Source organism: Enterobacter sp. PI-10 (genome assembly GCF_027947695.1).
GTDB classification, from domain to species: domain Bacteria; phylum Pseudomonadota; class Gammaproteobacteria; order Enterobacterales; family Enterobacteriaceae; genus Enterobacter; species Enterobacter vonholyi.
This window is the reverse complement of sequence record NZ_JAJNOG010000002.1, coordinates 487966-514487: the sequence shown is the minus strand read 5'-3', so window position 1 is coordinate 514487 and position 26522 is coordinate 487966. Positions and strand designations below refer to the sequence as shown.

Genomic DNA, 26522 nt, shown 5'->3' with positions numbered 1-26522 from the left:
ATGGCGGTTATGCGCGAAAAATGGCTTCTGGCGGGCGTGCTGCTCGCCGCGATACCCGCCGCGGAGGCGGCGAAAAGCAGTGAAAATGAATCCCTGCGCGATAAGAACGGTGAACCCGTTCAGGCTGGCGTCTTTACCAGCCGCTGGGGGCGCCTGTTCTCGGGTAACGACAAGAAATTCTCAGGTGCGCTGAGCTTTAGCTCGGGACTGAAAGAGCAGTGGATGAGCATTCCGAACAGTTCAGACACCGCCACGGAAAAGAAAAAGTTTAACCAGACGCTAAATCTCAGCCTTCAGTATTCCCCCTACAGCTTCTGGTTTGCCAACATCACGTCCCGACTGCCGGTCAGAGACACCAGCCGCTACACCGCCGATTTTCGCTACAGCTTCGGCTACGATGACTGGCACGCCAACACGGTGAGCCTGGTTTACAGCAACTACGGCGATAACCACTTCTGGACGTCGGGTAGCCGACGACACACCTATTTCGAACAGGGCGCCTTTACGCTGGCCTACAAGTTTTCGCTACCGAAACCGGTCGAAAACACGCTCCTGATTAATAAAGGGGATTCCATCATTTGCCAGGTCGGGTACAGCTGGGTGCCGCGGTACTACGATCTCAGCAGCGATGACATTCGCAAAAATAAAAACGTCATGCTCGGCGGCTGCGGCTACACCTTCAAACAACATTTCTTCGTTCGCGCGACGGCATTCTGGTTCCCGGACAGCAGCCAGCAGCAGCCCTGGAACGGCGATTACAGCTACAGCTTCGGTTATGCCGGCTATACGCCGGGTTCGTTCTCCATCCAGTACGCGAACTATGCGGGAACGCGCTATCCGGGGCACGGTAACGGGAATGCAAAATTCAGGGAAGGGACCGTGAGCCTCATCTGGTTCTTACCGCTTTAGGAGGGATGTATGTCGGCGCTGCACGTGTTAATCGTTGAAGATTCGCTGATTTATCGTCGGTTACTCTCCCGAATGCTCACCCAGTGGGGGTATATCGTGAGCGAGGCGGAAAATGGCGTCGCCGCGCTGGAAATACTGTCCAGCCAGCCGATCAGCATGGTGATAAGCGACTGGGACATGCCGGAAATGGACGGACTCACGCTGTGTCAGACCATCCGCAACCGTCAGTTTGGCCACTATGTATATCTCATTCTTTTGACGGCCCGCGAGAATGCAGGGGATTTAACGCAGGGCTTTGATGCCGGGGCGGACGACTTTTTAAGCAAGCCGGTCGAGCAGGATGAACTGCGGGCGCGGCTCCACGCCGGGGTCCGTATTTTGACCCTGGAGGCGACCCTCGCGGCGCATAACAAGCGCCTGAGTGAAGCGTTGCATCAGATTGAACAGGATCTTGAACTCGCGGCGCGCGTTCAGCACTCGGTGCTGCCTTCGCACCGCTTACGTTTTGGGAACTACTTTTCCGACTGGCTTTTCATGCCGTCAGCCTGGGTCTCAGGCGATGTGTTCAATATTTTTCCACTCGATTCTCACATTGGGTTCTATTGCGTGGATGTGTCCGGTCACGGCGTGGGGGCCGCGATGATGTCCCTCGCGGTGGCGCGCCAGTTCTTACATGGTCGGGTGGTAGACCGTTTTTTGTTTACCGATCGGGGCGGCATTCAGTCGCCTGCGGAGGTGATCAGGATCCTGAACAGCCGCTTTTGCAGTGAAGAGAGCGACATCACCAGCTATTTCACCATTATCTACGGGGTGATCGACCCCGAGAGCGGACGAGGGGTGTTGTGTCAGGCCGGGCATCCTACTCCCGTCATTGTGAACGCAAACAGCGCCGTCACGTCCGTGGGCGATGGCGGTCCGCCGGTCGGGCTGATGCCTGACCTCAGCTGGGAGGACGTCGCGTTTACCCTCAATCCGGGGGATCGCTTATGCTTATTCAGTGACGGTATTACGGAGTGTGAGAACGTCAGCGGCGAGCAGTTTGGCCCGCAGCGTCTCGAACGCTGGCTTCATGACCATGCCCGACTTCCGGTTGACCAGCTCCTGGCGCGGTTCGGTGACCACCTGACCGGCTGGCGCAACGCAAATCGTGATGAACCGACCGCCTTAACCGATGACGTTTCACTGCTCGTGATCGAGCGTCAGGGAGAACAGAATGATTATTAACACCGAACGACTACCGCATGCCAACATTCTCACGCCCGCAGTCCGGCGGCTGGATGCCTCCGTTGCCGCGACGTTTAAAGCGTCCGTGACGGAAGAAATTGGCGACGATCGCAAGGCCTTGATTGTCGACTTCAGCAAAGTGGATTTCATCGACAGCAGCGGGCTGGGAATGCTGGTGTCGTTGTTTAAGCTGATGAACGGGAAAGGCGACATGGCGCTGTGCTCCCTGAACCCCGGGATAATGAATATGTTCACCCTGACCCGCATGGATCGCATATTCCGTATCTATCCGGATAAAAGCAGCGCGCTTGCGCAGCTGGGGCAGTAGATGCAGACGCCGGTGCAGGCAGAATTTCCGGCGGTGCTCGGTTCCCTGACGCCGCTGGCCGGCTGGCTGGAAGAGCGGCTGAGGGCGCTTCCCGTAGATGACGAGTGGCGTTTCGCGCTCGATCTCGCCGTCTGTGAGGTGGCGACGAATATCATCCGCCACGCGCTGCATGAGGATGCCTCGCGCGCATTCAGCGTACGGTTCGACATCCGCGACAGCGATGTCTACATTGTTTTTACCGACGCGGGTGACGCGTTCCCGCTGGAGCGGCTTGAGGCCGCCAGGCGAGACCGTTTTTGTGAAATCTCGCCGCTGCTGGAGAGCGGCAGGGGGCTGATGCTCATTTTGCTGAGCGTCGATCGTTTCACTGTGGAACGCGTGACGGGTGAAAACATCGCCACGCTTGAAAAGAAAATTAGCGTATGACCCGCGGGCCATACGCGTGGTGTTTTTATTTCGCGTTGCCAGCAAACAGCTCCGGCGCCCACGGACGCGGATCCACCTCCATAAACGGCGCGCGCTCGAAGCGATCCTTCAGCGCCCACGGCACCGTGCAGTCGAAGATCGTCTTGCAGGAGATGCCGTTTCCGCGAATCGAGGTGCTGTAATCCGGCGACTGGGACGGATCCAGCTGGTGGCCGCGGATCCCCGGAATATTGGTGATGCTTACATCGCCCTGCATGCGCGTCGTCATCGCCCACAGGATATCGTCGCTGTCGAAAATATCCACGTCTTCGTCGACCAGAATAATGTTTTTCAGCTCCGAATAGGTGGCCAGGGCGATAAGCGCCGCCTGGCCCTGACGTCCTTCGTCTGACGGCTGGCGTTTTTTCACCTGCAGTATCCCGAGGAACTTGCCGCCGCCCGCGGTATGCGCATAGACGTTTTGCAGGAATCCGGGAATTGCCTCTTCAACGGCATTACGGATGCTGGCCTCCGTCGGCAGTCCGGCCAGCGTGGTATGTTCTTCCCCCGGTCCCACCAGCGTCTGCAGGATCGCGTGGTTTCGCATGGTCACGGCTTTCACTTTAATCACCGGCAGGGAGGGGTTCGCCTCGCCGCAGTAGCCCGGGAACTCCGGCATCGCGTGGCCGGTGTTGGTGTGCTGATCCTCTCTCACGCGCACGCCCGGCAGCAGTTCACCTTCGATGATGATTTCCGCCCGCGCGATGGCTTTCTCTTTGACCGCCACGCCCTGCACCAGCTCGACCGGCTGCTGGCGCAGCGCCCCGGCGACGCCCAGCTCGTTGTAGCCAAACGGCGTGGTAGGGGCCTCAAAGCACGCGCCGATATAGATGGCGGGGTCGAGACCCATGTTGATCGTCACCGGCAGTGGTTTTCCGGCATCTTCCGCCTTTTTGCGGAACACTTCGATGTGGCGCCCGGCGGCAAGGAACATGGAAAGCTCGTCGCGCTCCTGCACGCAGAGGCGGTGAATGGTGACATCCGTCAGCGAGCTGTCTTCCGGATCGCTTGCCAGCACCAGTCCCAGACAGAAGAACGGACCCGCATCAATCGGCGTGTTGGTCGGGGCCGGAAGCAGCTTGCGCAGATCGAAGTCAGGATCGTCAGCATAGAAGACCTGCTCCTGACAGGGAGCCTGCGCGGCCGGAACGACAACCGGCGCAACCGGCTTTTTCACCGCCTGGCCGACGTGCTTTGCCAGTTCAGAAGGCTCGCAGCCTAACAGCAGCGCCGCGCGCTCGCGGCTGGCATGCATGCCCACCAGGATGCGGGAGTGCGGAAAGCCCTTAATGCTGTTGAACATCATCGCCGGGCCCGTGCGGGTTGGGCGTTTGACCGTGCCGCCTGCGCCGATATGGCGATAGACGCCCGCCAGTTCGGCGTTGGGGTCGACCGGACGATCGGTTTCAATATACTGCCCGTCGTGGCGCTGCAGTAAGGCGATGGCGCTGCGGAGATCGTTAATCTTGTGTTCCATATTTTCCTCCCTCGGTTGAATCCCTCCATTTTTATGGCAATGACCAATAGCATCAATTGCATCATTACTGTTAAATTGATAAGTAAATCTATATCAATACAGGGAGACGTCTCGTGCAGTTTCGTCAGATGCGCCACTTCATCGTCGTGGCCGAAGAGCTCCACATGCACCGGGCCGCCGAGCGTCTGAACATGGCGCAGCCGGCGCTGAGCCAGCAGATAAAGGCGCTGGAAGAACGTTTAGGCGTCACGCTTTTCAGCCGGGCGAACCGCCGCTTAACCCTGACGCCCGCGGGCGAAGCGTTTCTGGTAAAGGCCAGGCTCGCCATCTCGCTGACCGAACAGGCGGTGCTGGACGCCAGACAAACGGCACGGGGCGAGCAGGGCGTGTTAAACCTCGGGTGCGTGTCGAGCGCGATGTTTGACGGCAGGCTGCCCGCCGCGCTTCGCCAGATGCACAGCCGCTGGCCGGCCATTACCATGTCCCTGATGACGGGAAACGTGCAGACGCTCTACGCCGCCGTGCAGAGCAACCAGCTGGATGTGGCCATCATCCGCGCGCCGCTGCCGTCGCTGCCGGACGATCTGCAAAGCCGCCCGTTTGCCTCGGAGAAAACGGTGCTGGCGCTGTATCGTCAGCATCCGCTGGCCGGATCCGCCGCGCTGACGCTTTCGTCGGTGAAAGGCGAAAAATGGATCTCCCTGCGCGATCCGGAGGGAATGGGGCTGGAGCAGTACTTCTATGATGCCTGCAGCGGAGCGGGCTTTCAGCCGGACGTAGTGCAGAATGCGACCGACGTGCCCACGGTGATAAGCCTGGTTTCGGCGGGGTTTGGGCTGGCGCTGCTCCCCGCGTCGGCAAAGGCGGTGAGCGTCGAGAATGTCGTCTACGTGGACATCCTCGACCGGCTGCGGGAGAGTGAACTCACCCTGGTTTGCCACCGGATTATTCGCTCAGAAGTGCTTAAAAAGTTTCTGGCAACGCTCGATCACACCTGACGTCCGGCGGCCCGCAGCAGCTGTTCGCGCAGCCAGGCATTCGCCGGATCCTGGCTGTTTTTCGGATGCCAGTACATGTTGATGGTAATCGGCTGGAGCGGCAGAGGTGGTGCAAAGAGATCCAGCGTGCTGGCAAACTGCTTCAGCATCCGTTCCGGCAGGGTGCACACCAGGTCCGTACCGGCAATAAGTGCTGGCGCCACGGCATAGCTCTGGGTGGACATGGCGACGTGTCGCTGGTAGCCCAGCCCGGCGAGGGTTTGGTCAACAAAGCCGGTAAACGGATCCCCCGCCGACGACACCACCAGATGGGAAAGCGCGCAATAGCTTTCCAGATCTAACGGACCCGTTCCGCGCGGGTGGCCTTTACGCTGGGCGGTGGCAAACGCGTCGTCAAGGAGTTTGCGCCTCACCCATCCCTCATGGGCTCCTGCGCTCACGCCAATGTAGATATCCACATCGCCGTTTTCCAGCTGCTGCGGCAGGTCAGCTATCTCCGGCAGGGCGAAGCGCAGGCGGATACCGGGGGCATCGGTTCTAATCTGGTTAAGCAGCCCGGTGCCGAGCATCAGCGCCGGATTCTCATGCAGCGCGATTACAAAGGTCCGGCTGCTGGTTTGCGCATCAAACGCGGTGGGCGCAAACATCGCGCTGATGCCGCGCAGCACGCTTGCCACCTGCGGCCTGAGCGCTTCCGCGCGCGGCGTGGGCAATACCCCGCGTCCATGCGGGGAGGGAATAAACAGCGGTTCGCCAAACAGCGTGCGCAGACGCGCCAGACGGGCGGACAGCGCGGGCTGGCTGATGCCCAGCCGCGCGGCCGCATGGGTGATATTCCTGTCCTGAAGCAGGGCGTCCAGCGTCAGGATCAGGTCTATGTCCATATCAGAGATGGGCGTCATCCTATTTCGCGCTGCTGGCGTCACGGTTGGTATAGGTCACAGGGACCCAGGCATAGCCGCCTTTCTCGCCTTTCGTCACATAGCCGATGCCCGGGAAAGGCAGGTGCGGGGCGGCAACCAGGTCCTTGTTTTTCACAAAGTCAGCGAACGCATGCTCGCGAACGCTTGCCGCTTTGTTCTCATCTTCATCGTAGGTGATGGTCACCGCAGGCTGCGGAAACTGAACCGCCGCGGCATGAATGATGTCGCCGACAAAGGTGATCTTCTCGCCTTTGCTCGTCAGCGTGTAGAAGGCTGAGCCCGGCGTGTGGCCGGGATGAACCGTGCCGGTCAGCCCCGGTAGAATCTCCGATGTGCCGCTAAACGGCACCACTTTTCCCGCATCCAGATAGGGTTTTAAGGTCTTCTGCGCGACGTCAAAGTAGTTCTTGCCGTAGCCGGTTTTCTTCTGATTGTCGTCGTTAAAGAAAAAGTCGATATCCGGTTTGCCAACGAAAACGCGCGCGTTGCTGAACACCACCTTGCCATCCTTCACCAGACCACCGGCATGATCGGAGTGGGCGTGGGTCAGCAGGACTTCAGTAATGTCCTCGGGTTTTATCCCCTGCGTGGCGAGGCTTTCAACCAGACGTCCGCCGGTATCAGGGCCAAAGAGCTGGCCCGAGCCGGTATCCACCAGGATTTTATGTCCGGGTATCGCAATCAGAAAAGCGTTGATGGAGACCTCAGCCGGGTTGGTCTGAAAGTTTTTCGCGAGCAGCGCATCAATGTTTTGCGGCGTTGTCCGGCGCAGCAGCTTGTGCAGATCCTGCGCGACGGTCCCGTCGGTAAACGAGGTGACCAGAACGTCGCCGACCTGCACGCTGTAACCGCCCGCCGGTTGTTTAACGACGTGCTGGGGCGTCTCCGCCGAGGCCTGGAGCGCAGGGTAAAAAAGCAGTGAACTGGAAATCAGCGTGGAAAGAGCAAGTTTTTTCACGGTAAGCATACGAGTCTCCTTTGAAAGTGCTCATCTTACTGCTCCGTAAAATTATAAGAACCTGCCCAGAAATGATAGGACCTATAAACGGGATGGATAGGAAACCGAAGGGCCGGGAAGGCGCGCGATAGCTTTCCCGGCCCGTAGACATTATTTTTTCAGCGGCGCGTTCCAGCTGTCCTGCGTGGCTTTGGACCATGAGCCATAAGCGGCATTAGGCAGCACAATCCAGTCGTTGCCGAAGCGTTCCGCGCTGGCCTCAACCAGTTGACGCTGCTGTTCGCTCGGCTTTTTGTTTTTAAACTGCACGGCGAAATCCGGCAGGCTGTCGCCGAACAGCATCACGATCTGCTGCTTTTTGAGGATGCTCTGGCGACGCTCTTCCTTGCTGACCGTATCCAGCAGCACGCTTTCGTCAGACACCTGCGGCAGGCCGAGAGCATTTAACGTCTTCAACGTGTCGGCTTTGTTTTCCTGCATTCGATCCGAAACGTAGTAGATGCGGACCTTGCTTTGATTCACGTGGTCAAGAAACGCTTTCGCCCCCGGAATTAAGCCGGGTTTTCCCTGTTTCTCCCAGTCGCTCCAGGTGTCCCATTTCGTGTAGTCGTGACACTGCTCCATGTCGCGCACCAGCAGAGGGGTGTTATCCAGTACCGTTTCATCCAGGTCCATTACCACGGCGTAATTTTCGGGCGTTTTCAGATCCTTTAACTTTTCGTTGAAACGCTCGGTGGCAAACCGATAGGTTTGCAGCTGAAGGGCCATAATCTCTGCCGATTTCTGCTGATAGCGCAGCGCCATTTCGTACGCTTTCGGTTCACACAGGTCGTGCTCCGCGGCCGTCGCCGCTGCCGTTGCACTCAAAACAGGTAATGCCAGCAGTAATGCCTTAGCCATTGAATTCACGCTTCTTTCCTCAACACCGTGGTTAAAATCCCGAAAGCGTAATGAAATTCAGTGACAGAAATATGACCGCGATGTGGCAATGTGTTTCCGCTAGACCAGCATGTAATACCAGAACAGGGCGACCTCGTCTTTTTCAGGTAGGGCGTTGTAGAGATAACGATCGTATCCGCCCAGGGTGAACCCGTAGTTACGGTAAAACAGACAGGCAGAGACGTTCACATTTTGTGTTTCAAGCCGTAATCCCGGCGCGTTTACGCTGCGGGCCCACACGTGCGCGGCGGCCATCAATTTTTGCGCGGCGCCGGTTCTGCGTTTCGTGCGATCCACGGCTATGTAATCCACCGAGATAAACTTATTCCAGCCGATTGACGCGGTAATAAATCCGGCTAATTCACCGTCGTCCGTTTCCGCCACAAGAAATATGGCGTCCGGATTAACGCAATGGTTTTCAAGCGTTTGAATGTCGAGTTCGTAGGTTTTTATCCAGGGCTCGGCGACGGCTTCGATATGCAAATCACAATGGATAAAGGGCTCTCGCGCAATGTGGCTAATGGTGAAAGAAAAGTCACAACATTCAAGACGGACGAGGTCCGTATTTAATCCTTTTCGAATCTGCATAGTATTCCCGTTAGTGAGTTATTTCATAAAGAATAGACGAAGCGGTTAAATCCGCTGAGCTCACGCACTTTTAATCCTGAACTAAGCTTGTACTTCGTTCCGCGTAAAATGTGGGTCATTCGAGGACAATGAATGGAATTCAGGACATTTCAAAAGCAGTGGGGTGCTGAGTTTATTTCCGATGACGTTGTACGTTTTCGCGTCTGGGCAGAAGGACAGAAAGAACTTACGCTACGTCTTGCCGCCACCGACGTGCCGATGACGGCAACAGGCGGCGGCTGGTTCCAGGCAGACGTCCCCGGCGTCACGCACGGTGCAGAATATCAGTTTGTTCTTCAGGACGGCATGGCGGTGCCCGATCCCGCCTCGCGGGCGCAAAAGGGCGACGTTAACGGCCCCTCGGTGGTGATCGATCCCCGACGTTACCAGCCGGTCAACCGCGACTGGGCAGGGCGTCCGTGGGAAGAGACGGTCATTTACGAACTGCACATCGGCACCTTTACCCCGGAGGGCACCTTCCGGGCGGCCATCGACAAGCTGCCGTATCTGGCAGAACTCGGGATTACCCAGCTTGAAGTGATGCCCGTCTCCCAGTTTGGCGGTTCCCGCGGCTGGGGATATGACGGCGTGCTGCTGTATGCCCCACACTCAGCGTACGGCACGCCGGAGGATTTCCACGCGTTTATCGACGCCGCGCACGGGCTGGGGCTTTCCGTGGTGCTGGATATCGTGCTCAACCACTTTGGGCCCGAAGGAAACTATCTGCCTCTGCTGTCGCCCGCGTTTTTCGATGCACAGCGGATGACGCCGTGGGGCAACGGCATCGCCTACGAGCGCGAGCCGGTCAGGCAGTACATCACCGACGCGCCGCTCTACTGGCTGACGGAATACCGTCTGGACGGCCTGCGCTTTGATGCCATCGACCAGATTAAAGACGGCTCGGACACCCATGTTCTCGAGGAGATTGCCGCCCGGATCCGCGAGGCCATTCCGCACCGTCACGTTCACCTGACCACGGAAGACAGCCGCAACGTGATTTTCCTGCATCCGCGCGATGAACAGGGCAACGCGCCGCTGTTTACCGGCGAGTGGAACGATGATTTTCACAACGCTGCCCACGTGTTTGCCACCGGCGAGACCCACGCGTATTACCAGGATTTTGCCTTTGAGCCGGAGAAAAAGTTCGCCCGGGCGCTGGCGGAAGGATTTGTCTACCAGGGCGAGGTGTCTCTGCAAACCGGAGAATCTCGCGGTGTGGAGTGCCGCACGCAGCCGCCGCAGTTCTTCGTCGATTTTATTCAAAACCACGATCAGACAGGCAATCGCGCCCAGGGCGAGCGGCTTATCTCCCTCGCGGGTGCCGACAAGACGCGGGTGCTGCTTGCCGCGCTGCTGCTTTCCCCTCATATCCCGCTGCTGTTTATGGGCGAGGAGTTTGGGGAAACGCATCCGTTCCTGTTCTTCACCGACTTTCACGGCGATCTGGCAAAAGCTGTGCGGGAAGGGCGCGCGAAAGAGTTTACGGGCCATGCCGGGCACGATGAAACCGTCCCGGACCCGAACGACGTGAATACGTTTATCCGCTCAAAGCTCGACTGGCACAAAATCGCCACCGACGAGGGCAAAACGTGGCTGCGCTATACGCGCCATCTGTTGACGCTGCGCCATCGCTATATCGTTCCGCTTCTGCATCCGGGTGGCGCCGTTGAGGGCCATGTGCTCAAGACCGCGCCCGGCATGGTGGCGGTGTGCTGGCGCTTCCCGTCGGGGACGCTCTCGCTGGCGCTTAATATCGGCTTTAAGCCCGTCGCGCTGCCCGATCTCGCGGGTGAGACGCGCTTTGCCTGGCCGGAAGTCACTGACGTTTTACCGCCGAACGGTATTGTCGTTCGCTTTGCTGATGGAGAAGCACCGTTATGATCCCTTCCGCCACGTACCGAATTCAGTTCCGTAACGGCATGACCTTCGACCGCGTTGTGGCGCTGGTGCCGTATATGAAGGACCTCGGCATCAGCCACCTTTACGCGTCGCCCGTATTCACTGCCACGACGGGGTCTACCCACGGCTATGACGTGACCAACCCGAATGAAATCGACCCCGCGATTGGCGGACGAGAAGGCTTTGACCGCATGGCCGCGGCGCTTAAGCAGGCCGGCATGGGGCTGATTCTGGACATTGTCCCGAACCATATGTCCACCTCGCTGGAAAACCTCTGGTGGCGGGACGTGATTGAATACGGCCAGCAAAGCCGCTATTTTCGCTATTTTGATATCGACGGGTCACGACCGCTTACGCTGCCGTTTCTTGGCGATACCTTTGAGGCGGAGCTGGAGAAGGGAGCTATCACCCTAAAACGTGACACTGTCACGAAAAAGGCCGCGCTGGTCTACTACGACGCCGAGTATCCGCTCAACCCGGGTACCTACAGCGAGGAGAAGAGCATTGCCGAACTGCACAACGCGCAAAGCTGGCGGCTGATGTCCTGGCGGGAGGCGCCGAAGCAGCTCTCATGGCGGCGCTTCTTTGAGATAACCGGGCTGGTCGGCGTTCGGGTTGAAGATGACGTAGTCTTCGACGATACGCACCGGCTGATCCTTGAGCTGGTCCACGCGGGCGTGGTGGATGGTCTGCGCATTGACCATGTCGACGGTCTGGCGGATCCGCTGGGCTATCTGCAGCGCCTGCGGCAGGCGGCCGGGCCCGACTGCTACATCACGGTCGAAAAAATTCTCGCCAAAGGGGAACAGCTCCCCGCTGACTGGCCGGTATCCGGCACCACCGGCTACGAGTTTATCGCCTCGCTGGCGGAAGTGCTGGTTGACGACAGTAGCCTGGGGCGTCTGGAGAAAATCCACGACGAGACGCTGGGCATCACGGTCGATCGCCATGCGGAACTGCGCGATGCCAAAGGCCTGATGGCCGATCGCAATTTTGAGGGTGAATTCACCACGCTGCTAAACATTGCTGAGGATCTGGCCCGTCGCAATGAGGTTGCGCTGCCGCGCGAGGAAATCCGTCACGCGCTGCGCGAACTGCTTATTGCGTTTCCGGTCTACCGCACCTACGGCACCCGGGAAGGATTAACCCCGCCGGACGTGGCGCTGCTTAACCGCGTGGTCGCCAGCGTGGAGACGTCGGAAGCGGCGCTCAGCCTGATCGTGCGCATTCTTACCGGCGATCTGCCGGAAGATTGCCGCGAGAGCGCCGCGCTTTTCAGGACCCGCTTCCAGCAGCTTACCGGGCCGCTGATGGCGAAGTCCGTTGAAGACACGCTCTTCTTTCGCCACAACCTCGAGCTTGCGCTCAACGAAGTGGGCGCCGACCCGACGCCGCGCGCGTTTTCATTATCCCGCTTCCACCAGGAAATGCGCATTCGTCTGGCCCGTCAGCCCGACGCACTGCTGGGCACCTCCACGCACGATACCAAGCGCGGGGAGGATGCCCGCGCACGCCTTTACACCCTGACGGAAGCCCCGGAGCGGTGGGGCGACAACCTTGCCCGCTGGCGGCAGATGAACCAGACCCAGGTGCGTTTTCTCAATGACGGTACCGCGCCGAACGCCGCCGATACGTGGATGATCTACCAGGCGCTGGCGGGCGTCTGGCCCGCCACGCTGTCACCGGACGACGCCGACGGGCTGAAATCACTGCAAGAACGCTTCCTCGGCTTCCTCGAAAAAGCGCTGCGCGAGGCGAAACAGCGCACCGACTGGATCGACAGCAACGAGAGCTATGAGAGCGTGGTGTTGAGCTACGCGCGGCACCTGCTTTCGCCGGACAACAGCCCGTTCCTGCATGATTTCAGCGAGGCGATGCAGCCCTTTATCCGCGCCGGGTTAATGAACAGCCTCAGCCAGACGGTGATCAAGCTGACGGCGCCCGGCGTGCCGGATATCTATCAGGGCAGCGAGGCGCTTAACTTTAGCCTCGTTGACCCGGATAACCGACGGGAGCCGGACTTTCCGGCCCTGGTGCAGAGCCTCAGCGCGGCGGATGCCGGGGTGTTTGACAACCCGGCATGCTGGCGGGACGGCAGGGTGAAGCAGTTTGTTACCGCCACGCTGCTGCGGCTTCGACCGCACTACGACGCGCTTTTCCGCTACGGCGACTGGCTGCCGCTTAAGGTCAGCGGCGAGCGCGAAGATAACCTGATTGTCTACGCGCGCGTTAAGGACGACGAGGCGCTGATTGTTGCCGTGCCGCGTCTGGTTTTTGATGTCACCGATAATCATCAGCTGTGGGTCAATACCACGGTGGCGATACCCGAGGAGCTGACGGGGAAACGCTATCGGGATCTGTTCAGCGGTGAGAGCCGCATTCTGCAAGAGACGCTGGATTTAACGTCAGAAAAGGGATGTGTACTGGTTCTGCTTACCTGCGAATAATCGTGGAGAACGAAAATGGCAAAGGATACTACGTTTGAAATTCGGGCCGGTCATGGCCAGCAGTTGGGTGCGAATTATGACGGGAAAGGGGTCAACTTCGCGCTGTTCTCCGCTCACGCTGAACGGGTGGAGCTCTGTCTGTTTGACCCGTCCGGGAAAACGGAAATCGCCCGGCTGGAGCTGCCGGAGTATACCCATGAGGTCTGGCACGGCTATGTGCCCGATCTGAAGCCGGGTGCGCTGTACGGCTATCGCGTCTACGGCCCCTACGACCCGGAAAATGGTCATCGCTTCAACCCGCATAAGCTGCTTATCGACCCTTACGCCCGCGAAATGGTTGGCGATATCGACTGGAACGACGCCCATTTCGGCTATGAGCTGGGGCATGATGAACTGGACCTCAGTTTTGATACGCGCGACAGCGCGCCGTTTACGCCGAAATGCAGGGTCATCGACCCGAACGCCTTTGACTGGCAGGACAACAGCCGGCCGAACGTGCCCTGGCCGCATACCGTTGTCTATGAGAGCCACGTGAAAGGGTTTACCCAGATGAACCCAGCCATTCCGCCCGAGCTGCGGGGCACGTTTGAGGGGATGGGGCACAAAGCCTCGGTCGACTATATCAAAAGCCTCGGCATTACCTCGGTGGAGCTGCTGCCGGTTCACTGGTTTCCGGACGATCAGCACCTGCTCGACCGCGGCCTGAAGAACTTCTGGGGCTATAACACGCTGGGCTTTTTTGCCCCTGCGTCACGCTACTACGGCCCGGCGGGGATCCAGGGCTTTCGCGATATGGTGCGCGCCTATCATGACGCGGGCATCGAGGTCATTCTGGACGTGGTGTACAACCACACGGCGGAAGGGAACGAGCTTGGACCGACGCTCTCGTTTAAGGGGATTGATAACTACAGCTATTACCGCACGCTCCCGGACCAGCACCGGTACTACATCAACGACACCGGGACGGGAAACACGGTCAACACCTCGCACCCGCGCGTGCTGCAGATGGTGATGGATTCCCTGCGCTACTGGGCGGAATCGATGCACATCGACGGTTTTCGCTTCGACCTCGGGACGATCCTGGGCCGCGAGCCCGAAGGGTTTGACCCGCGCGGCGGTTTCTTCGACGCCGTGACTCAGGATCCGGTGTTATCCCGACTGAAGCTGATTGGTGAACCCTGGGATATCGGCCCCGGCGGGTATCAGGTCGGCGGTTTCCCGCCGGGCTGGGGGGAGTGGAACGACAAATACCGCGACACCGTTCGCGAGTACTGGAAAGGGGACAACGTCTCCACGGACTTTGCCGCGCGCCTGCTCGGTTCCGGCGATCTGTACGATCTGCGCGGACGTCGTCCGTGGGCCAGCGTCAACTTTATCACCGCCCATGACGGCTTTACGCTGAATGACCTGGTGTCTTACAACGAAAAGCACAACGCCGACAACGGTGAGAACAATAACGACGGGCATAACGATAACCGCTCATACAACTACGGCGAGGAAGGGCCAACCGAGAACCCGGATATCATTGCTACCCGGGAGCGGCAGAAACGTAATTTCCTGACCACGCTGCTGTTCTCCCACGGCACGCCGATGCTGCTGGCGGGGGACGAGTTTGGCCGTACGCAGAAGGGGAACAACAACGGCTACTGTCAGGACAGTGAGATCTCGTGGATCGACTGGAAGGGGCTCTCCGAAAACGACGCTGCGCTGCGCGAGTTTACCCGTCGTCTCATTGCCCTTCGCGCGCAACAGCCGCTGCTGCGCCGTGAAAGCTGGCGCGACGGGCTGGAGATCCGCTGGTTCAATGCCGGGGGTGGCCCACAGCAGGCCGAGCAGTGGGATGAAGGCTCGACGCTCGGGGTCTCCATCAGCAGGCCGGATCTTCAGCAGGAGGACGGCATCTGGCACGACGTGCTGATGCTGTTCAATCCGTTTGAAGGCACCGTGCCGTTCCAGATCCCGCAGTTTGGCGAAGGGGGATGGGTGCTGGAGCTGTCTACGGCGGATGACGCTGCCAACGGGACAGCGATCACCGAAACCGTTGAGTACGCGCTGGCCGGACGGAGCATTACGCTGTTCCGGCGTCCTTAATTACAGTGAAGCCGCCGCCCTTGCGGCGGTGTCATACAGGGAGGAGATCGTGCGTAACAGCTGCGCGGTCTCGCCAATCGACTTCCCGGCAATGCCGCTCTCCGCGTGGATCGCAATCAGGCACGCTTCCCGCACGTCCCGGTATTTCATGCACAGCGCTTTCCCTTCCTCGGTGGTAGAGAAAAAGAGCTCTTTGCCCGCTTTCTCGCTCGTCACGTAGCCTGCTTTGACCAGTTTTTTCAGGGCATAGGTCACCACGTGGGTATCTTCCACGTTGAGGACGAAGCAGATATCGGCCAGCTTTTTCTTGCGGTCGCGGTGGTTCACGTGATGCAGCAGCGAAACGTCAAAGGCGCCCATATCGGGCTCGCCGGCAGCCGTCATGCAGCGCACCATCCATTTGTTAAACGCGTTGCTGGTCATGATCAGCGCATATTCCAGCTCTGATAACTCCGCGCAGCGCTCGGATACCAGATGGCGGGAAGAGACGATCCGGCCATCGTTGATATCGTCGCGATCGGGTGAAGCACTCTTTTCTGAGGTCATAACGTTCCTTAGCCAGAAATGTAAACTCATCGATAAAATAAGAACATTTTATTGATAATTTGTTTACATGTTTTTGAGGTTCAGATATAGCTTTTTAGCGCAGGTTTTGCGAAGCCTGCCAACAAAACACAACATCGCTCGCCGCAAATTAAAAAAATAGCCGTCGGCGCGCAACGCTCACTTTCGATAGGGTAAACGTTATGGACGGTACTACGCTGCTGCCGCTGATCGGGATACCGATCGTGGTTATTGGTTTTGCACTGCGCTTCAACCCGCTGCTGGTGGTCGTGGTGGCGGGGCTGGCGACGGGTCTGCTGGTCGGCATGGATTTCGGCATGCTGCTGGAGACCTTTGGCGAGAAGTTCGTCAATAGCCGATCGCTGGCCACCTTCATCCTGATCCTGCCGGTGATTGGTCTGCTGGAATATTACGGGCTAAAAGAGCGCGCCCAGGCCTGGGTGGCGAAGATCGCCAGCGCCACCTCGGCGCGTATTCTGATGCTCTATTTTGTCGCGCGGGAAGGCACCGCCGCGCTGGGCCTGATGTCGCTGGGAGGTCATGCCCAGACTGTGCGCCCGCTGCTGGCGCCGATGGCCGAAGGGGCGGCGCTGAACGAATATGGCGAGCTGCCGCAGCACATCCGCGACAAAATCAAAGCCCACGCCGCCGCGTGCGACAACATCGCGGTCTTCTTTGGGGAAGATATCTTTATTGCCTTCGGGGCGGTGCTGCTGATCGACACGTTCCTGAAAGAGAATGGTATTCAGGGCATTGAACCGCTGCATATCGGCCTGTGGGCCATTCCAACCGCCATTGCGGCATTAGTTATTCATATGACGCGCCTGCTGCGCCTCGATGCAAGCATCCGCCGCGACGTGATGGCCTGGCGTGCAGAGCAGGGTACGCAGGAGGCTGCGCAATGATGACGCTTATCACCATTAACCGCGTGTACTACCTGATTGGCTTTGTCGTGATGCTGCTGGTTGTGATGACCCTGCGCGATCGCGCTAATCCGAAGCGTTTTACCACCGCGCTGTTCTGGTTCTTGTTTGGCGGGATCTTTCTGTTTGGCGATCTGATGGTTCAGGAGCTGGGGAAATCGCTGGCGTACCGGATAATCGGCGGCGGCGTTATCGTTATCGCGCTGCTGGCGGGTTTTGGCCTCGTCGGGAAAGGACACTATAAAATGTCGACCGAGGAGGAGCGCGTCGCGTCGTCAAACCGGCTTAAAAACTGGCTGTTCCTGCCCGCGCTGATGATCCCGGTGGTGACGGTGCTGGGCACGTTATTCCTGAAGGGCGTTTCGATCGGCGGCGTGTTTCTGCTCGATCAGAAACAGCTGACCCTGGCGGCGCTGTGCGTGGCCTGCGTCGCGGCGATCCTCACCGGCTGGTGGCTGACCAAAGGCACGCCGCTGCATGCCGTTCGTCAGTCTCGTCGTCTTGTCGATACCATCGGCTGGGCGGTGATCCTGCCGCAGATGCTGGCCATGCTCGGCGGCGTGTTCGTGGTGGCCAACACCGGCGACTCGGTGCAGAAGGTGGTGAGCCTGTTTGTGAACCCGGATAGCCGCTTCATGCTGGTGGTCATTTACTGCGTGGGTATGGCGCTGTTTACCATGATCATGGGTAACGCCTTTGCGGCATTCCCGGTGTTAAGTGCCGGTATCGCCTTGCCGTTTCTCATCAACGTGCATCACGGCAACCCGGCGCCGCTGCTGGCGATTGGCATGTACGCGGGCTATTGCGGCACGCTGATGACGCCGATGGCCGCGAACTTCAATATCGTTCCCGCCGCGCTGCTGGAGCTGAAGGACAAATATCAGGTGATCAAGATCCAGATCCCGACCGCGTTAACCCTTCTGGTGGTGAACGTGTTCTTAATGTATTTCCTCGTGTTTCGCTAAGGAGCTGTCATGGAATTAACGCAAGATCAGGCCGACGCGTTTGCCCGCATGCCTTTGACCTATTTGCGCCAGGAATACCCGAACCACATCATGCACCTGCTGAATGATGATGGTGACGTTCTGCCGCCGCGCGAGCTGCATCCCATTTTCTACGGCTGTTTTGACTGGCACTCGGCGGTGCACGGCTACTGGCTGCTGCTGCGCTGCGTGCGGCTCTATCCAGAATTACCTTGCCGGGACGCGATCGTCGCGCTTTTTGACGAGCACATAACCGAAGAGAACGTGGCGAAGGAGCTCGCCTATTTTACCGCGCCGTTCCGCGCCTCGTTTGAGCGGCCGTATGGCTACGGCTGGCTACTTGCGCTGGCCCAGGAGCTGAAACAGTCGTCGCTGCCGCAGGCCGCGGGCTGGTATCAGATGCTGGAGCCGTTAACTCAGGACATTCGCAACCGGCTGGTGGATTACCTCGGCAAGCTCACCTATCCGATCCGCGTCGGGACGCACTACAACACCGCGTTTGCCCTCGCGCTGGCGCTCGATTACGGTCGCGCAGTGGGAGACAAGGCGCTTGAACAGGCGATTGTGGCAGCGGCGGAGCGGTTTTATCTCGCCGACACGCGCTATCCGGCTCATTATGAGCCCGGCGGAGACGAGTATATTTCCGGCGCGCTGACGGAGGCGCTGCTGATGAGCAAAGTGTCTGAAGACTTCCCGGCCTGGTTTGACGCGTTTCTGCCGGAGGTGGGTGCCGTTACGGCGCTGATGAATCCGGCGGAAGTGAGCGATCGCACCGACCCGAAAATTGCCCATCTGGACGGATTAAACCTCAGCCGCGCCTGGTGCATGAAGCATATTGCTAAAGCGCTTCCCGCAAACCATCCGGCGCAGCAGGCGCTGCGCGAGGCGGTGACGAAACATCTGGCCGCAAGCGTTGAGCATGTGGTTGGCAGCCACTACAGCGGCGGGCACTGGCTGGCGAGCTTTGCGCTACTGGCGCTGGAGTAAATAAACGCGCTGCGCCGTGAGGCGCAGCCTGTTAAGCCGATGCCCGAACCGCAGGGCGCAGCCTGCTCAGGCTAAATAAGACCGATCCCGTTGAGGCAATCACCGCAATCCACAGCGCCAGATGCACGGCCCGGTCATCAAGCGTTTGATGATCTGACCCTGTCGTCACAGCCAGCAGCACCCCCACCGCGGCGGCACCGAGACACTGGCCGAATGTCCTGACGATAGAAAGCACGCCAGAGGCATAGCTGGCATATTCCCGCGCCACGTTAGAGAGCATTTCCCGGTTATTGGGACTCTGGAAGCAGCCAAACCCAATCCCACAAACCAGGCTGCGCAGGCAGATATTCCATACGGAAGGATTTGCCGGCAACGTCGCCAGCAGGACCAGCCCACCAACAAACACGATCAGCCCGAGGGTCGAGATCAGCGGCGCGGAAATGGTATCCGCCCAGCGACCCGCGTGCGGCGCGATCAGTACGATGCCAATCGGCCACGGGGTGAATAGCAGCGCGGACATTACAGGGCTGTAGCCATATACGCTCTGAAACAGGAACGGCAGCGCGACAAACGTGATCCCCTGGCTCACAAACGAGGCCAGCGAGGTCAGCGCGGCGAGGGTGAAGCGCCCGTTTCTGAACATCACCGGCGGCAGTAACGGATGTTGCGCACGCCGGATCCGCCAGGTAAAGGCGAAGGCGCTGACCAGCGCGAGAACGCCCCAGAAGATGGCCTGCGCGCTAATCTGTTGCGCCACGTGCTGAAGGCTGTCGGCCAGCATGATCGCGGAACCTAACAGTACGGCGGAGAGCACGGCGCCCGGCGCGTCAAATGGAGTTCGGTCCACGGCCGATTCCCGCGGCAAGGCCCGCCATGCCAGCAGCAGGGCGATGCTGCCCGGAATGAGGTTAATGGCGAACAGCCATTGCCAGCTCAGGGCGTCCAGTATTGTTCCTCCGAGCACAGGAGCAATCGCCGTGCTGGAGGCGATAAGCAGGGCGTGCAGCCCCAGAATGCGGCCAAGCAGTCGGCCAGGAAAAACCGAACGCAGGATCGCCGGGGCGATACTCAGGGTCGCCGCCCCGCCGATGCCCTGCAGGATCCGCATCCCGGTTAACATTTCCGGCGTTGTTGCCAGCGCGCAGCCGAGCGAGGTGAGCGTAAAGGCGGCAAGCCCGGTCAGAAAGATCGGGCGATAGCCCACGCGCGCCGCCAGCGCCGCGAAGATGGCCAACGTCATCGCCGCTGACAGCAGATAGCCGTTGGCGAACCAGACCGTAACGTTCGCGGGGACCTGCATCGCCCTTGCCATAGAGGGGAGCGCGATGTTGATCATGGTGCCGTCAAAGACGCCCATCAGCGTGGTGGTCATAACGGCGGCCAGGACCCGGGCGCGTTCATGCCCGGGTAAACCTTCATCGCCGGGCAGGTTTGAAAATAGCGTCATCGTCGTTACTCCGGATAAGAATCGTGATGACGAAACTATAATCATGCGGTATACAGGGCGGAAGACGCAGCATTTGCACTTAATCATTGCACATAACGCCATATCTGAGGAGCAACCGTGTCCGATCCTGATTTTAACCTTCTGGTTGCGCTCGACGTTTTGCTGGCAGAAGCCAGCGTGGCGGGCGCGGCGCGACGTTTAAGCCTGAGCACCTCCGCCATGAGCCGCACCTTGAGCCGGCTGCGGGAGGTGACCGGCGATCCGATCCTGGTGCGGGCCGGACGTCATATGGTGCTGACGCCCTGGGCCGAAGCCACCCGGGACCGCGCCAGAAGCGCCGTCTACGAGGCAAGGGCGGTTCTGCAGCCCTCCACCGACACGCTGAAGGTGGAAAATCTCGAACGGTTGTTCACCATCCGGGCCAACGACGGTTTTGTGGTGGCATTTGGGCCACTACTTATTGCGGCGGTGGCGGAGGTGGCGCCCGACGTCTGTATTCGTTTTTCGCCGAAACCTGAAAAAACGTCGCGCTATTTGCGCGAGGGGCTTGTCGATCTGGAGATTGGCGTGCAGAACAATATGGGGCCTGAAATACGGCTGCAAAGGCTCTTTCAGGATCGGTTTGTTGGCGCGGTGCGCAAGGGGCATCCGCTGTCATTACGGCATGATGTCAGCCTTGACGATTATATCGCCTGGGGCCATGTGGTGGCCTCTCCGAACGGATCGTTGCATGGGTCTGTCGATGACGCGCTGGCAGAACGGGGGATGAAACGCAAGATCGCCAGCGTGGTGCCCGGCTTTCCGACGGCGTTATCCGTGGCGCTGGCCTCCGATCTGATTGCCATGGTGCCTGCGTTGTACCTGCTCAATCAGGCGATGACCGAGCGCGTACACGTCTTTGAACTGCCCTTTAAGACCAGGACCATCACGGTGTCACAGATGTGGCACCCGCGCATGGAGCAGGACCCGGCGCACCGGTGGCTCAGAGAGAAAGTGCTGGAGGTGTGCCGTTCCGTGCGCTGAGCGCTCAGGCAACCTTTCCCGGCACGGTGAGGATGAAGCGCGTCGACACCGCATCCGATTCCACGCGGACTTTTCCGTGGTGCGCCGTGACGATGGACTTCACGATGGCAAGCCCAATGCCGCTGCCTTCGCCTTTACGCTGCCTGGACGGATCGACGCGATAAAAACGGTCAAACAGCTTCGACAGATGCGCCTGCGGGATCGGCGTACCGGGGTTTTCTGTCACCAGCTCAACGTCGTTATCCTGTGTTCTGATGGAGACCGTTACCGTTTTCCCTTCCGGCGTATAGCGCAGGGCGTTGGAGAGCAGATTATTGATTGCTCTTCTGAACATCTGCGGATCGCCTTCTATCAGGCAGGGCATCCCGTTAAATTTCAGCGCGATGTGGCGTTCATCCGCCCAGGCTTCGAAGAAATCAAACACCTTCATGACCTCGGCGCTTAAATCAAACATCACCCGATCCGGGATAAGCTGATTATTATCCGCCTGCGCAAGGAACAGCATGTCGCTGACCATGCGGGTCATCCGGTTGTACTCTTCGAGGCTGGAGTACAACACATCCTCCAGCTCCTTTGGAGAACGGTTCTGACTCAGCGCGATTTCGGTTTGCGTCACCAGGTTGGTGATGGGAGTTCTGATTTCGTGCGCGATGTCGGCGGAAAAGTTAGCCTGACGGGTAAAAACATCTTCAATCTTTTCGATCATCTGGTTGAAGGAGATGACCAGCTGCTCCAGCTCAACGGGGACGCGGGACGGCTCCAGCCGCGCGTCAAGATTTTCGGAAGTGATGTTTTTAATGGCGTTGCTGACGTTACGCAGGGGCAAATGTCCCTGGCGCACGGCGATGCGGATGACAAGAATAATCAGCAGGCTGATAACGGCGGCAATCGCCAGAAGGTTTTTTTTCAGCGCCTCAAGGTAGTGCAGATGAAAATTAATGGAGAGCCCGATCAGCATCACGTAGCCCTGCGTTTTGCCCTGCAGCGTCGCCGTGCCTGAGGAGGCGATAATACGGTACGTTTCCATTTTCATGTCGGACCCGCCGTGCATGGGGGCGGCCGGGCCTTCAACCGTCCAGAGAAACACATCCTGCGCGCGGCGGTGTTCGCTAAAGTTCGCCGTGTTCATCGCCGGGCGCAGTGCCGCTCCTTGCGCCGAGCTGAACAGGGTATTGCCCTGCGGATCCAGAAGCAGGACGGCCACGTTGCGGTAGCTGGCGATCGACTCTTTGATCTTGCTGATTTTCTTTTGGTCAGGATCGGCCGGTGACTGCAGGATGCGGTGCATCGCGGTGCTGATTTGCTGCAGGTCGCTGATATCCTGCTCGGCGAAGTGCTTTTCAACGGAATGCAGCATGAACCAGGTAAAGGCGAAGAAGGCCAGTATCGTGGAGAGGCTGATAAAAAAGGTCAGCCGCAGCGCAAGCGAGAACGGGCGTCGGAGGGGCTTAACGCGCATCCGGTACCTCCAGCATATAGCCCACGCCGCGCACCGTCTGGATCAGCTTCGGTTCAAAATCGTTATCGATTTTCGCGCGAAGCCGTTTTACCGCCACGTCAATCGCGTTTGTGTCGCTGTCAAAATTCATGTCCCACACCTGGGAGGCAATCAGTGAACGGGGAAGCACCTCTCCCTGATGGCGCATGAAAAACTCCAGCAGGCTGAATTCTTTGCTGGTTAACAGGATGCGGGTTCCGGCACGGCTGACCTTTCTCGACACAAGGTCAACCGTCAGGTCAGCCGCCTGAAGCTGGCTTTCCGCGATCACCGTATTTCCGCGCCTCAACAGCGTCCTGACCCGGGCGAGCAGCTCGGCAAAGGCGAAAGGCTTAATCAGATAGTCATCCGCGCCCAGCTCCAGCCCCTTAACCCGATGTTCAATCGTACCGAGAGCCGTCAGAAGCAGTATGGGCATCCCTTTACCGGCAGAGCGGAGCATGCGGACAATGTCCCAGCCGTTCACATCGGGCAGCATGATATCCAGAATCAGCAGATCGTATTCAGCGGTCATGGCGAGATGGTAGCCGTTGAGGCCATTAACAGCGTGGTCCACGACAAACCCCGCTTCAGTGAGCCCCTTGCTGAGGTACTCACCGGTTTTCATTTCATCTTCAACGATCAGTATTTTCATCTTGCTCCCCTGACTGGCTGCTGATGACATTCTATGGAGCCCGCAACCGTTCACAATGACTTACGTTAAAAATGACAACATTGTCATTATCCCGTCACCCGTCAAACAGGAAGCGTTCAGTAGAGTAGCCCTAAAAATACTCTGGACTTCATTTGAACCGCTATGTTCCTGTTAAAACGACTCAGCATCAGTACGGTATTTATCCTGGCGGGCTGCGTCTCGCTGGCCCCCGAATACCAGCGCCCGGCATCACCGGTACCCCAGCAGTTTTCACTTTCGCGCAACGGCCTGACGTCCGCGATGGTGGGGTATCAGGACACCGGCTGGCGCAACTTTTTCGTCGACCCGCAGGTAGCCGGGCTGATTACGGAAGCGCTGAACAATAATCGCGATGTAAAAATGGCCGCCCTGAAGGTTGAAGAGGCGCGGGCGCAGTTCAGCGTGACGGATGCGGATCGTTATCCGCAGCTGAATGCCTCCTCGGGTATCACCTACAGCGGTGGGTTGAAAAGTGACAAACCGACCTCTCAACAGTACGACGCGGGTTTTGAGCTTAGCTATGAACTCGACTTCTTCGGCAAGCTGAAGAACATGAGCGAGGCCGGCCGACAAAGCTATTTCGCCAGCGAAGAGGCCCGTCGCGCGGTGCATATCCTGCTCGTCTCTAACGTTTCACAGAGTTATTTCAACCAGCAGCTGGCGTTTAAACAGCTGCGTATCGCGCGGGATACACTGAAAAATTACCGGCAGTCTTATGCGTTCGTTGAGCAACAGCTGGTGACGGGCAGTACGAACGTGCTGGCGCTGGAACAGGCCCGGGGACAGATCGAAAGCACGCAGGCAGAGATTGCCAAAAGAGAGGGAGAGCTGGCGCAGGCCAATAATGCCCTGCAGCTGGTCCTCGGCACGTATCGCGCGCTCCCGGGCGAGAGCGGCATGAACGCCAGCGACGTTGCGCCGGTAAAACTGCCGCCTCATCTCTCCTCAGCGATACTGCTGCAGCGCCCGGACATTTTGGAAGCGGAGTATCAGCTTAAAGCGGCCGATGCGAATATCGGCGCCGCGCGTGCCGCCTTTTTCCCGTCAATATCATTAACCAGCGGGCTTTCAACTGGCAGTACGGAATTATCCAGCCTGTTCACGTCAGGGAGCGGGATGTGGAATTTTATTCCTAAAATCGAAATTCCCATTTTCAATGCGGGCAGGAATAAGGCCAACCTGAAGCTGGCTGAAATTCGCCAGCAGCAGTCGGTTATTAATTACGAACAAAAAATACAGGCCGCATTCAAACAGGTTGCCGACGCGCTCGCGCTGCGGGACAGCATCAACCAGCAGCTTGCTGCGCAGCAGCGGTACCTTGATTCCCTCCGCATTACTCTTCAACGTGCAGGAGGGTTATATTCCAGCGGTGCAGTCAGCTATATCGAAGTTCTGGACGCGGAACGTTCTCTTTTCGCTACACAGCAAAATATTCTCGACCTTATTTATGCCCGACAGGTTAATGAAATTAATCTCTTCACCGCGCTGGGCGGCGGTTGGGTCGAATAACCTCATTTAATTAAACAGGAAAATAAGCATGCGCAATTCTCTTAAGGCTCTTGTATTTGGTGCAATTATTATGTTTTCTGCCAGTCTCCAGGCTGAGGTTCATCAGCACGAGGGGATGAATTCTACCAGCGAAGCGACCTCAGAGCAGCTCATCACCGCGACCGGCATCGTGAAGGACATTGATCTGACGAACAAAAAAGTGACGATTTCTCATGAAGCCATCCCGGAAATTGGCTGGCCCGCGATGACCATGCGTTTCACCTTTATTCAGGCTGACGAGAGCATCAACGCCTTAAAGGTCGGCAGTCACGTTGATTTTTCATTTGTTCAGCAGGGCAATATCTCTTTACTAAAGAGCATTAAATAGCGAGAAACGGCATGGCCTCATTCAAAATAAAATATGCTGCCATGATAGTCAGCAGCCTTATTGCGGGAGGGCTGATATCGGTGACGGCTTTGCAGGCGTTTCATTCATCTGAAAAAACAGAAAATAGCGTCTCTGAAAGAAGGGTACTTTTCTGGTATGACCCGATGAAACCAGACGTGAAATTCGATAAGCCCGGTAAATCACCGTTTATGGATATGGATCTGGTGCCTAAATATGCGGACGAAAATAACGATAAAAGCGGTGGCGGTATCCGTATCGATCCGACGCAGGTCCAGAATTTAGGATTAAAAACGCAAAAAGTGAAGCGCGGAACGCTGAATTATGCCCAGACGATCCCGGCCAATGTTAGCTATAACGACTATCAGTTTGTCATTGTGCAGGCGCGCGCGGAAGGGTTCGTTGAGAAAGTCTATCCGCTGACGACGGGCGATAAGGTGAAGAAAGGCACACCGCTGATTGATATCACCATTCCGGACTGGGTAGAGGCGCAGAGCGAGTTTCTGCTGTTATCCGGCACCGGCGGAACGCCGACGCAAATCAAAGGGGTTCTGGAACGGCTTCGGCTGGCGGGTATGCCGGAGGAGGATATTCAGAGGCTGCGTGCGACCCGCACGATCCAGACCCGGTTTACCATCAGGGCGCCGATCGACGGGGTGATTACGGCCTTTGACCTCCGTACCGGGATGAATATTTCGAAAGATAAGGTCGTGGCGCAAATTCAGGGGATGGATCCGGTCTGGATCGGTGCGGCGGTCCCTGAATCCATGGCTTATCTTCTGAAAGACACCTCGCAGTTTGCTGTTTCGATACCTGCTTATCCGGATAAATCCTTCCCGGTTGAAAAATGGAGCCTTCTGCCGAGCGTGGATCAAACCACCCGTACGCTGCAGCTGCGCCTGCAGGTCTCCAACAGGGATGAGCTGCTGAAACCGGGCATGAATGCCTACCTGAGGCTGAATACCCACAGTCAGGAAATGCTGCTGATTCCCTCCCAGGCCGTTATCGATACCGGCAAAGAGCAGCGCGTTATTACCGTTGACGCTAACGGGAATTTTGTACCGAAAAGGATCCACGTTCTGCATGAATCTCAGCAGCAGTCCGGCATTGGTAGCGGGCTGGAGGAGGGGGAGTCGGTGGTGGTCAGCGGTCTGTTCCTGATTGACTCGGAGGCCAATATTACCGGTGCGCTGGAGCGCATGCGCCACGCTGAAACCCCTGACGACGCCCATTCTGGCCATTAAG

At 58.2% G+C, this 26522-nt stretch carries 24 protein-coding genes; 15 read left to right on the top strand and 9 right to left on the bottom strand.

Annotation, left to right across the window (positions count from 1 at the left end; genetic code table 11):
• Positions 1-9 precede the first annotated feature (9 nt).
• The 4 genes from LRM19_RS06940 to LRM19_RS06925 are packed head-to-tail and all read left to right on the top strand — an operon-like array spanning position 10 to position 2887.
• Positions 10-909 (top strand): hypothetical protein, encoded by a 900-nt coding sequence (locus LRM19_RS06940; protein WP_143345136.1) that lies wholly within the window; start codon positions 10-12, stop codon positions 907-909.
• Between the two features lie 9 nt (positions 910-918).
• A complete protein-coding gene (locus tag LRM19_RS06935) occupies positions 919-2133 on the top strand; it encodes a PP2C family protein-serine/threonine phosphatase (protein WP_271367898.1) in 1215 nt (404 codons plus the stop codon).
• A complete protein-coding gene (locus LRM19_RS06930) occupies positions 2123-2461 on the top strand; it encodes an STAS domain-containing protein (RefSeq protein WP_023292380.1) in 339 nt (112 codons plus the stop codon). The genes LRM19_RS06935 and LRM19_RS06930 overlap by 11 nt, the downstream gene beginning before the upstream one ends.
• On the top strand, positions 2462-2887 hold the full coding sequence (locus LRM19_RS06925) for an ATP-binding protein (RefSeq protein ID WP_271367895.1): 426 nt from the start codon (positions 2462-2464) through the stop codon (positions 2885-2887).
• A gap of 25 nt (positions 2888-2912) precedes the next feature.
• Here the strand turns inward: LRM19_RS06925 and LRM19_RS06920 are convergent, their stop codons facing one another.
• Positions 2913-4403, bottom strand: coding sequence for a UbiD family decarboxylase (locus LRM19_RS06920; protein ID WP_271367894.1), 1491 nt, complete (start codon positions 4401-4403; stop codon positions 2913-2915).
• A gap of 113 nt (positions 4404-4516) precedes the next feature.
• Here LRM19_RS06920 and LRM19_RS06915 point away from each other — a divergent pair, with 113 nt between their 5' ends.
• Entirely contained in the window at positions 4517-5401 is an 885-nt protein-coding gene (locus tag LRM19_RS06915; protein WP_271367893.1) for a LysR substrate-binding domain-containing protein, read from the top strand.
• Here the strand turns inward: LRM19_RS06915 and LRM19_RS06910 are convergent.
• The 4 genes from LRM19_RS06910 to LRM19_RS06895 form a co-directional block, all read right to left on the bottom strand.
• Positions 5392-6303 carry a LysR family transcriptional regulator gene (locus LRM19_RS06910; RefSeq protein WP_271367892.1) on the bottom strand — a complete coding sequence of 304 codons (912 nt, stop codon included), beginning with the start codon at positions 6301-6303 and terminating at the stop codon, positions 5392-5394. The two genes, LRM19_RS06915 and LRM19_RS06910, sit on opposite strands and share 10 nt — an antisense overlap.
• A gap of 1 nt (position 6304) precedes the next feature.
• Entirely contained in the window at positions 6305-7291 is a 987-nt protein-coding gene (locus tag LRM19_RS06905) for an MBL fold metallo-hydrolase (RefSeq protein ID WP_271367891.1), read from the bottom strand.
• A 141-nt stretch (positions 7292-7432) separates the two neighbouring features.
• Positions 7433-8182, bottom strand: coding sequence for a 5'-nucleotidase, lipoprotein e(P4) family (locus LRM19_RS06900; RefSeq protein ID WP_442876245.1), 750 nt, complete (start codon positions 8180-8182; stop codon positions 7433-7435).
• A gap of 99 nt (positions 8183-8281) precedes the next feature.
• On the bottom strand, positions 8282-8809 hold the full coding sequence (locus LRM19_RS06895) for a GNAT family N-acetyltransferase (RefSeq protein ID WP_111963574.1): 528 nt from the start codon (positions 8807-8809) through the stop codon (positions 8282-8284).
• Positions 8810-8941: 132 nt separating this feature from the next.
• Between LRM19_RS06895 and treZ the strand changes: the two genes are divergently transcribed.
• From treZ to glgX, 3 genes are read left to right on the top strand one after another with little or no spacing between them, the layout of a single operon-like run.
• Positions 8942-10729, top strand: a complete 1788-nt coding sequence (gene treZ / locus LRM19_RS06890; RefSeq protein WP_271367889.1) for a malto-oligosyltrehalose trehalohydrolase — start codon at positions 8942-8944, stop codon at positions 10727-10729.
• The gene (treY, locus tag LRM19_RS06885) at positions 10726-13194 is read left to right on the top strand and encodes a malto-oligosyltrehalose synthase (protein WP_271367888.1); all 2469 of its coding nucleotides are present in this window, start codon (positions 10726-10728) and stop codon (positions 13192-13194) included. Before treZ ends, treY begins: the two co-directional genes overlap by 4 nt.
• Positions 13195-13209: 15 nt before the next feature.
• Positions 13210-15285, top strand: a complete 2076-nt coding sequence (gene glgX / locus LRM19_RS06880; protein WP_271367887.1) for a glycogen debranching protein GlgX — start codon at positions 13210-13212, stop codon at positions 15283-15285.
• Here the strand turns inward: glgX and LRM19_RS06875 are convergent, their stop codons facing one another.
• Positions 15286-15831 (bottom strand): winged helix DNA-binding protein, encoded by a 546-nt coding sequence (locus tag LRM19_RS06875; protein WP_024908533.1) that lies wholly within the window; start codon positions 15829-15831, stop codon positions 15286-15288.
• 200 nt (positions 15832-16031) lie between these two features.
• On the opposite strand from LRM19_RS06875, the gene LRM19_RS06870 reads away from it, so the two are divergent.
• The 3 genes from LRM19_RS06870 to LRM19_RS06860 are packed head-to-tail and all read left to right on the top strand — an operon-like array spanning position 16032 to position 18742.
• The gene (locus LRM19_RS06870; RefSeq protein WP_271367886.1) at positions 16032-16754 is read left to right on the top strand and encodes a DUF969 domain-containing protein; all 723 of its coding nucleotides are present in this window, start codon (positions 16032-16034) and stop codon (positions 16752-16754) included.
• On the top strand, positions 16751-17737 hold the full coding sequence (locus LRM19_RS06865; protein ID WP_115875082.1) for a DUF979 domain-containing protein: 987 nt from the start codon (positions 16751-16753) through the stop codon (positions 17735-17737). Before LRM19_RS06870 ends, LRM19_RS06865 begins: the two co-directional genes overlap by 4 nt.
• Positions 17738-17746: 9 nt before the next feature.
• Positions 17747-18742: a DUF2891 domain-containing protein gene (locus LRM19_RS06860; protein ID WP_127730926.1), complete on the top strand. Its 996-nt coding sequence runs from the start codon at positions 17747-17749 to the stop codon at positions 18740-18742.
• Between the two features lie 31 nt (positions 18743-18773).
• On the opposite strand, the gene LRM19_RS06855 is transcribed toward LRM19_RS06860, so the two are convergent.
• Positions 18774-20189 (bottom strand): MFS transporter, encoded by a 1416-nt coding sequence (locus LRM19_RS06855; protein ID WP_271367885.1) that lies wholly within the window; start codon positions 20187-20189, stop codon positions 18774-18776.
• A 117-nt stretch (positions 20190-20306) separates the two neighbouring features.
• Between LRM19_RS06855 and LRM19_RS06850 the strand changes: the two genes are divergently transcribed.
• Positions 20307-21212 carry a LysR family transcriptional regulator gene (locus LRM19_RS06850; protein ID WP_127730920.1) on the top strand — a complete coding sequence of 302 codons (906 nt, stop codon included), beginning with the start codon at positions 20307-20309 and terminating at the stop codon, positions 21210-21212.
• A 4-nt stretch (positions 21213-21216) separates the two neighbouring features.
• Here LRM19_RS06850 and LRM19_RS06845 read toward each other — a convergent pair whose 3' ends face one another.
• Positions 21217-22671: a Cu(+)/Ag(+) sensor histidine kinase gene (locus LRM19_RS06845; protein ID WP_271367884.1), complete on the bottom strand. Its 1455-nt coding sequence runs from the start codon at positions 22669-22671 to the stop codon at positions 21217-21219.
• The gene (locus LRM19_RS06840) at positions 22661-23344 is read right to left on the bottom strand and encodes a copper/silver response regulator transcription factor (RefSeq protein ID WP_271367883.1); all 684 of its coding nucleotides are present in this window, start codon (positions 23342-23344) and stop codon (positions 22661-22663) included. Before LRM19_RS06840 ends, LRM19_RS06845 begins: the two co-directional genes overlap by 11 nt.
• Positions 23345-23506: 162 nt before the next feature.
• Here LRM19_RS06840 and LRM19_RS06835 point away from each other — a divergent pair, with 162 nt between their 5' ends.
• Genes LRM19_RS06835 through LRM19_RS06825 form a run of 3 tightly spaced genes read left to right on the top strand, consistent with a single transcriptional unit; the run spans position 23507 to position 26521 of the window.
• On the top strand, positions 23507-24892 hold the full coding sequence (locus LRM19_RS06835) for an efflux transporter outer membrane subunit (RefSeq protein WP_271367882.1): 1386 nt from the start codon (positions 23507-23509) through the stop codon (positions 24890-24892).
• Between the two features lie 28 nt (positions 24893-24920).
• Positions 24921-25259 carry a cation efflux system protein CusF gene (cusF, locus tag LRM19_RS06830; protein WP_127730911.1) on the top strand — a complete coding sequence of 113 codons (339 nt, stop codon included), beginning with the start codon at positions 24921-24923 and terminating at the stop codon, positions 25257-25259.
• A gap of 11 nt (positions 25260-25270) precedes the next feature.
• Positions 25271-26521 (top strand): efflux RND transporter periplasmic adaptor subunit, encoded by a 1251-nt coding sequence (locus tag LRM19_RS06825; protein ID WP_271367881.1) that lies wholly within the window; start codon positions 25271-25273, stop codon positions 26519-26521.
• The last annotated feature ends 1 nt before the right edge of the window (position 26522 follow it).

What these genes read in the sequence shown, in the direction of transcription:
- LRM19_RS06940 (WP_143345136.1), top strand. Translation starts at nt 10, where the DNA reads ATGCGCGAAAAATGGCTTCTGGCGGGCGTGCTGCTCGCCGCGATACCC.
- LRM19_RS06935 (WP_271367898.1), top strand. Translation starts at nt 919, where the DNA reads ATGTCGGCGCTGCACGTGTTAATCGTTGAAGATTCGCTGATTTATCGT.
- LRM19_RS06930 (WP_023292380.1), top strand. Translation starts at nt 2,123, where the DNA reads ATGATTATTAACACCGAACGACTACCGCATGCCAACATTCTCACGCCC.
- LRM19_RS06925 (WP_271367895.1), top strand. Translation starts at nt 2,462, where the DNA reads ATGCAGACGCCGGTGCAGGCAGAATTTCCGGCGGTGCTCGGTTCCCTG.
- LRM19_RS06920 (WP_271367894.1), bottom strand. Translation starts at nt 4,403, where the DNA reads ATGGAACACAAGATTAACGATCTCCGCAGCGCCATCGCCTTACTGCAG.
- LRM19_RS06910 (WP_271367892.1), bottom strand. Translation starts at nt 6,303, where the DNA reads ATGACGCCCATCTCTGATATGGACATAGACCTGATCCTGACGCTGGAC.
- LRM19_RS06905 (WP_271367891.1), bottom strand. Translation starts at nt 7,291, where the DNA reads ATGCTTACCGTGAAAAAACTTGCTCTTTCCACGCTGATTTCCAGTTCA.
- LRM19_RS06900 (WP_442876245.1), bottom strand. Translation starts at nt 8,182, where the DNA reads ATGGCTAAGGCATTACTGCTGGCATTACCTGTTTTGAGTGCAACGGCA.
- LRM19_RS06895 (WP_111963574.1), bottom strand. Translation starts at nt 8,809, where the DNA reads ATGCAGATTCGAAAAGGATTAAATACGGACCTCGTCCGTCTTGAATGT.
- treZ (WP_271367889.1), top strand. Translation starts at nt 8,942, where the DNA reads ATGGAATTCAGGACATTTCAAAAGCAGTGGGGTGCTGAGTTTATTTCC.
- treY (WP_271367888.1), top strand. Translation starts at nt 10,726, where the DNA reads ATGATCCCTTCCGCCACGTACCGAATTCAGTTCCGTAACGGCATGACC.
- glgX (WP_271367887.1), top strand. Translation starts at nt 13,210, where the DNA reads ATGGCAAAGGATACTACGTTTGAAATTCGGGCCGGTCATGGCCAGCAG.
- LRM19_RS06875 (WP_024908533.1), bottom strand. Translation starts at nt 15,831, where the DNA reads ATGACCTCAGAAAAGAGTGCTTCACCCGATCGCGACGATATCAACGAT.
- LRM19_RS06870 (WP_271367886.1), top strand. Translation starts at nt 16,032, where the DNA reads ATGGACGGTACTACGCTGCTGCCGCTGATCGGGATACCGATCGTGGTT.
- LRM19_RS06865 (WP_115875082.1), top strand. Translation starts at nt 16,751, where the DNA reads ATGATGACGCTTATCACCATTAACCGCGTGTACTACCTGATTGGCTTT.
- LRM19_RS06860 (WP_127730926.1), top strand. Translation starts at nt 17,747, where the DNA reads ATGGAATTAACGCAAGATCAGGCCGACGCGTTTGCCCGCATGCCTTTG.
- LRM19_RS06855 (WP_271367885.1), bottom strand. Translation starts at nt 20,189, where the DNA reads ATGACGCTATTTTCAAACCTGCCCGGCGATGAAGGTTTACCCGGGCAT.
- LRM19_RS06845 (WP_271367884.1), bottom strand. Translation starts at nt 22,671, where the DNA reads ATGCGCGTTAAGCCCCTCCGACGCCCGTTCTCGCTTGCGCTGCGGCTG.
- LRM19_RS06840 (WP_271367883.1), bottom strand. Translation starts at nt 23,344, where the DNA reads ATGAAAATACTGATCGTTGAAGATGAAATGAAAACCGGTGAGTACCTC.
- LRM19_RS06835 (WP_271367882.1), top strand. Translation starts at nt 23,507, where the DNA reads ATGTTCCTGTTAAAACGACTCAGCATCAGTACGGTATTTATCCTGGCG.
- cusF (WP_127730911.1), top strand. Translation starts at nt 24,921, where the DNA reads ATGCGCAATTCTCTTAAGGCTCTTGTATTTGGTGCAATTATTATGTTT.
- LRM19_RS06825 (WP_271367881.1), top strand. Translation starts at nt 25,271, where the DNA reads ATGGCCTCATTCAAAATAAAATATGCTGCCATGATAGTCAGCAGCCTT.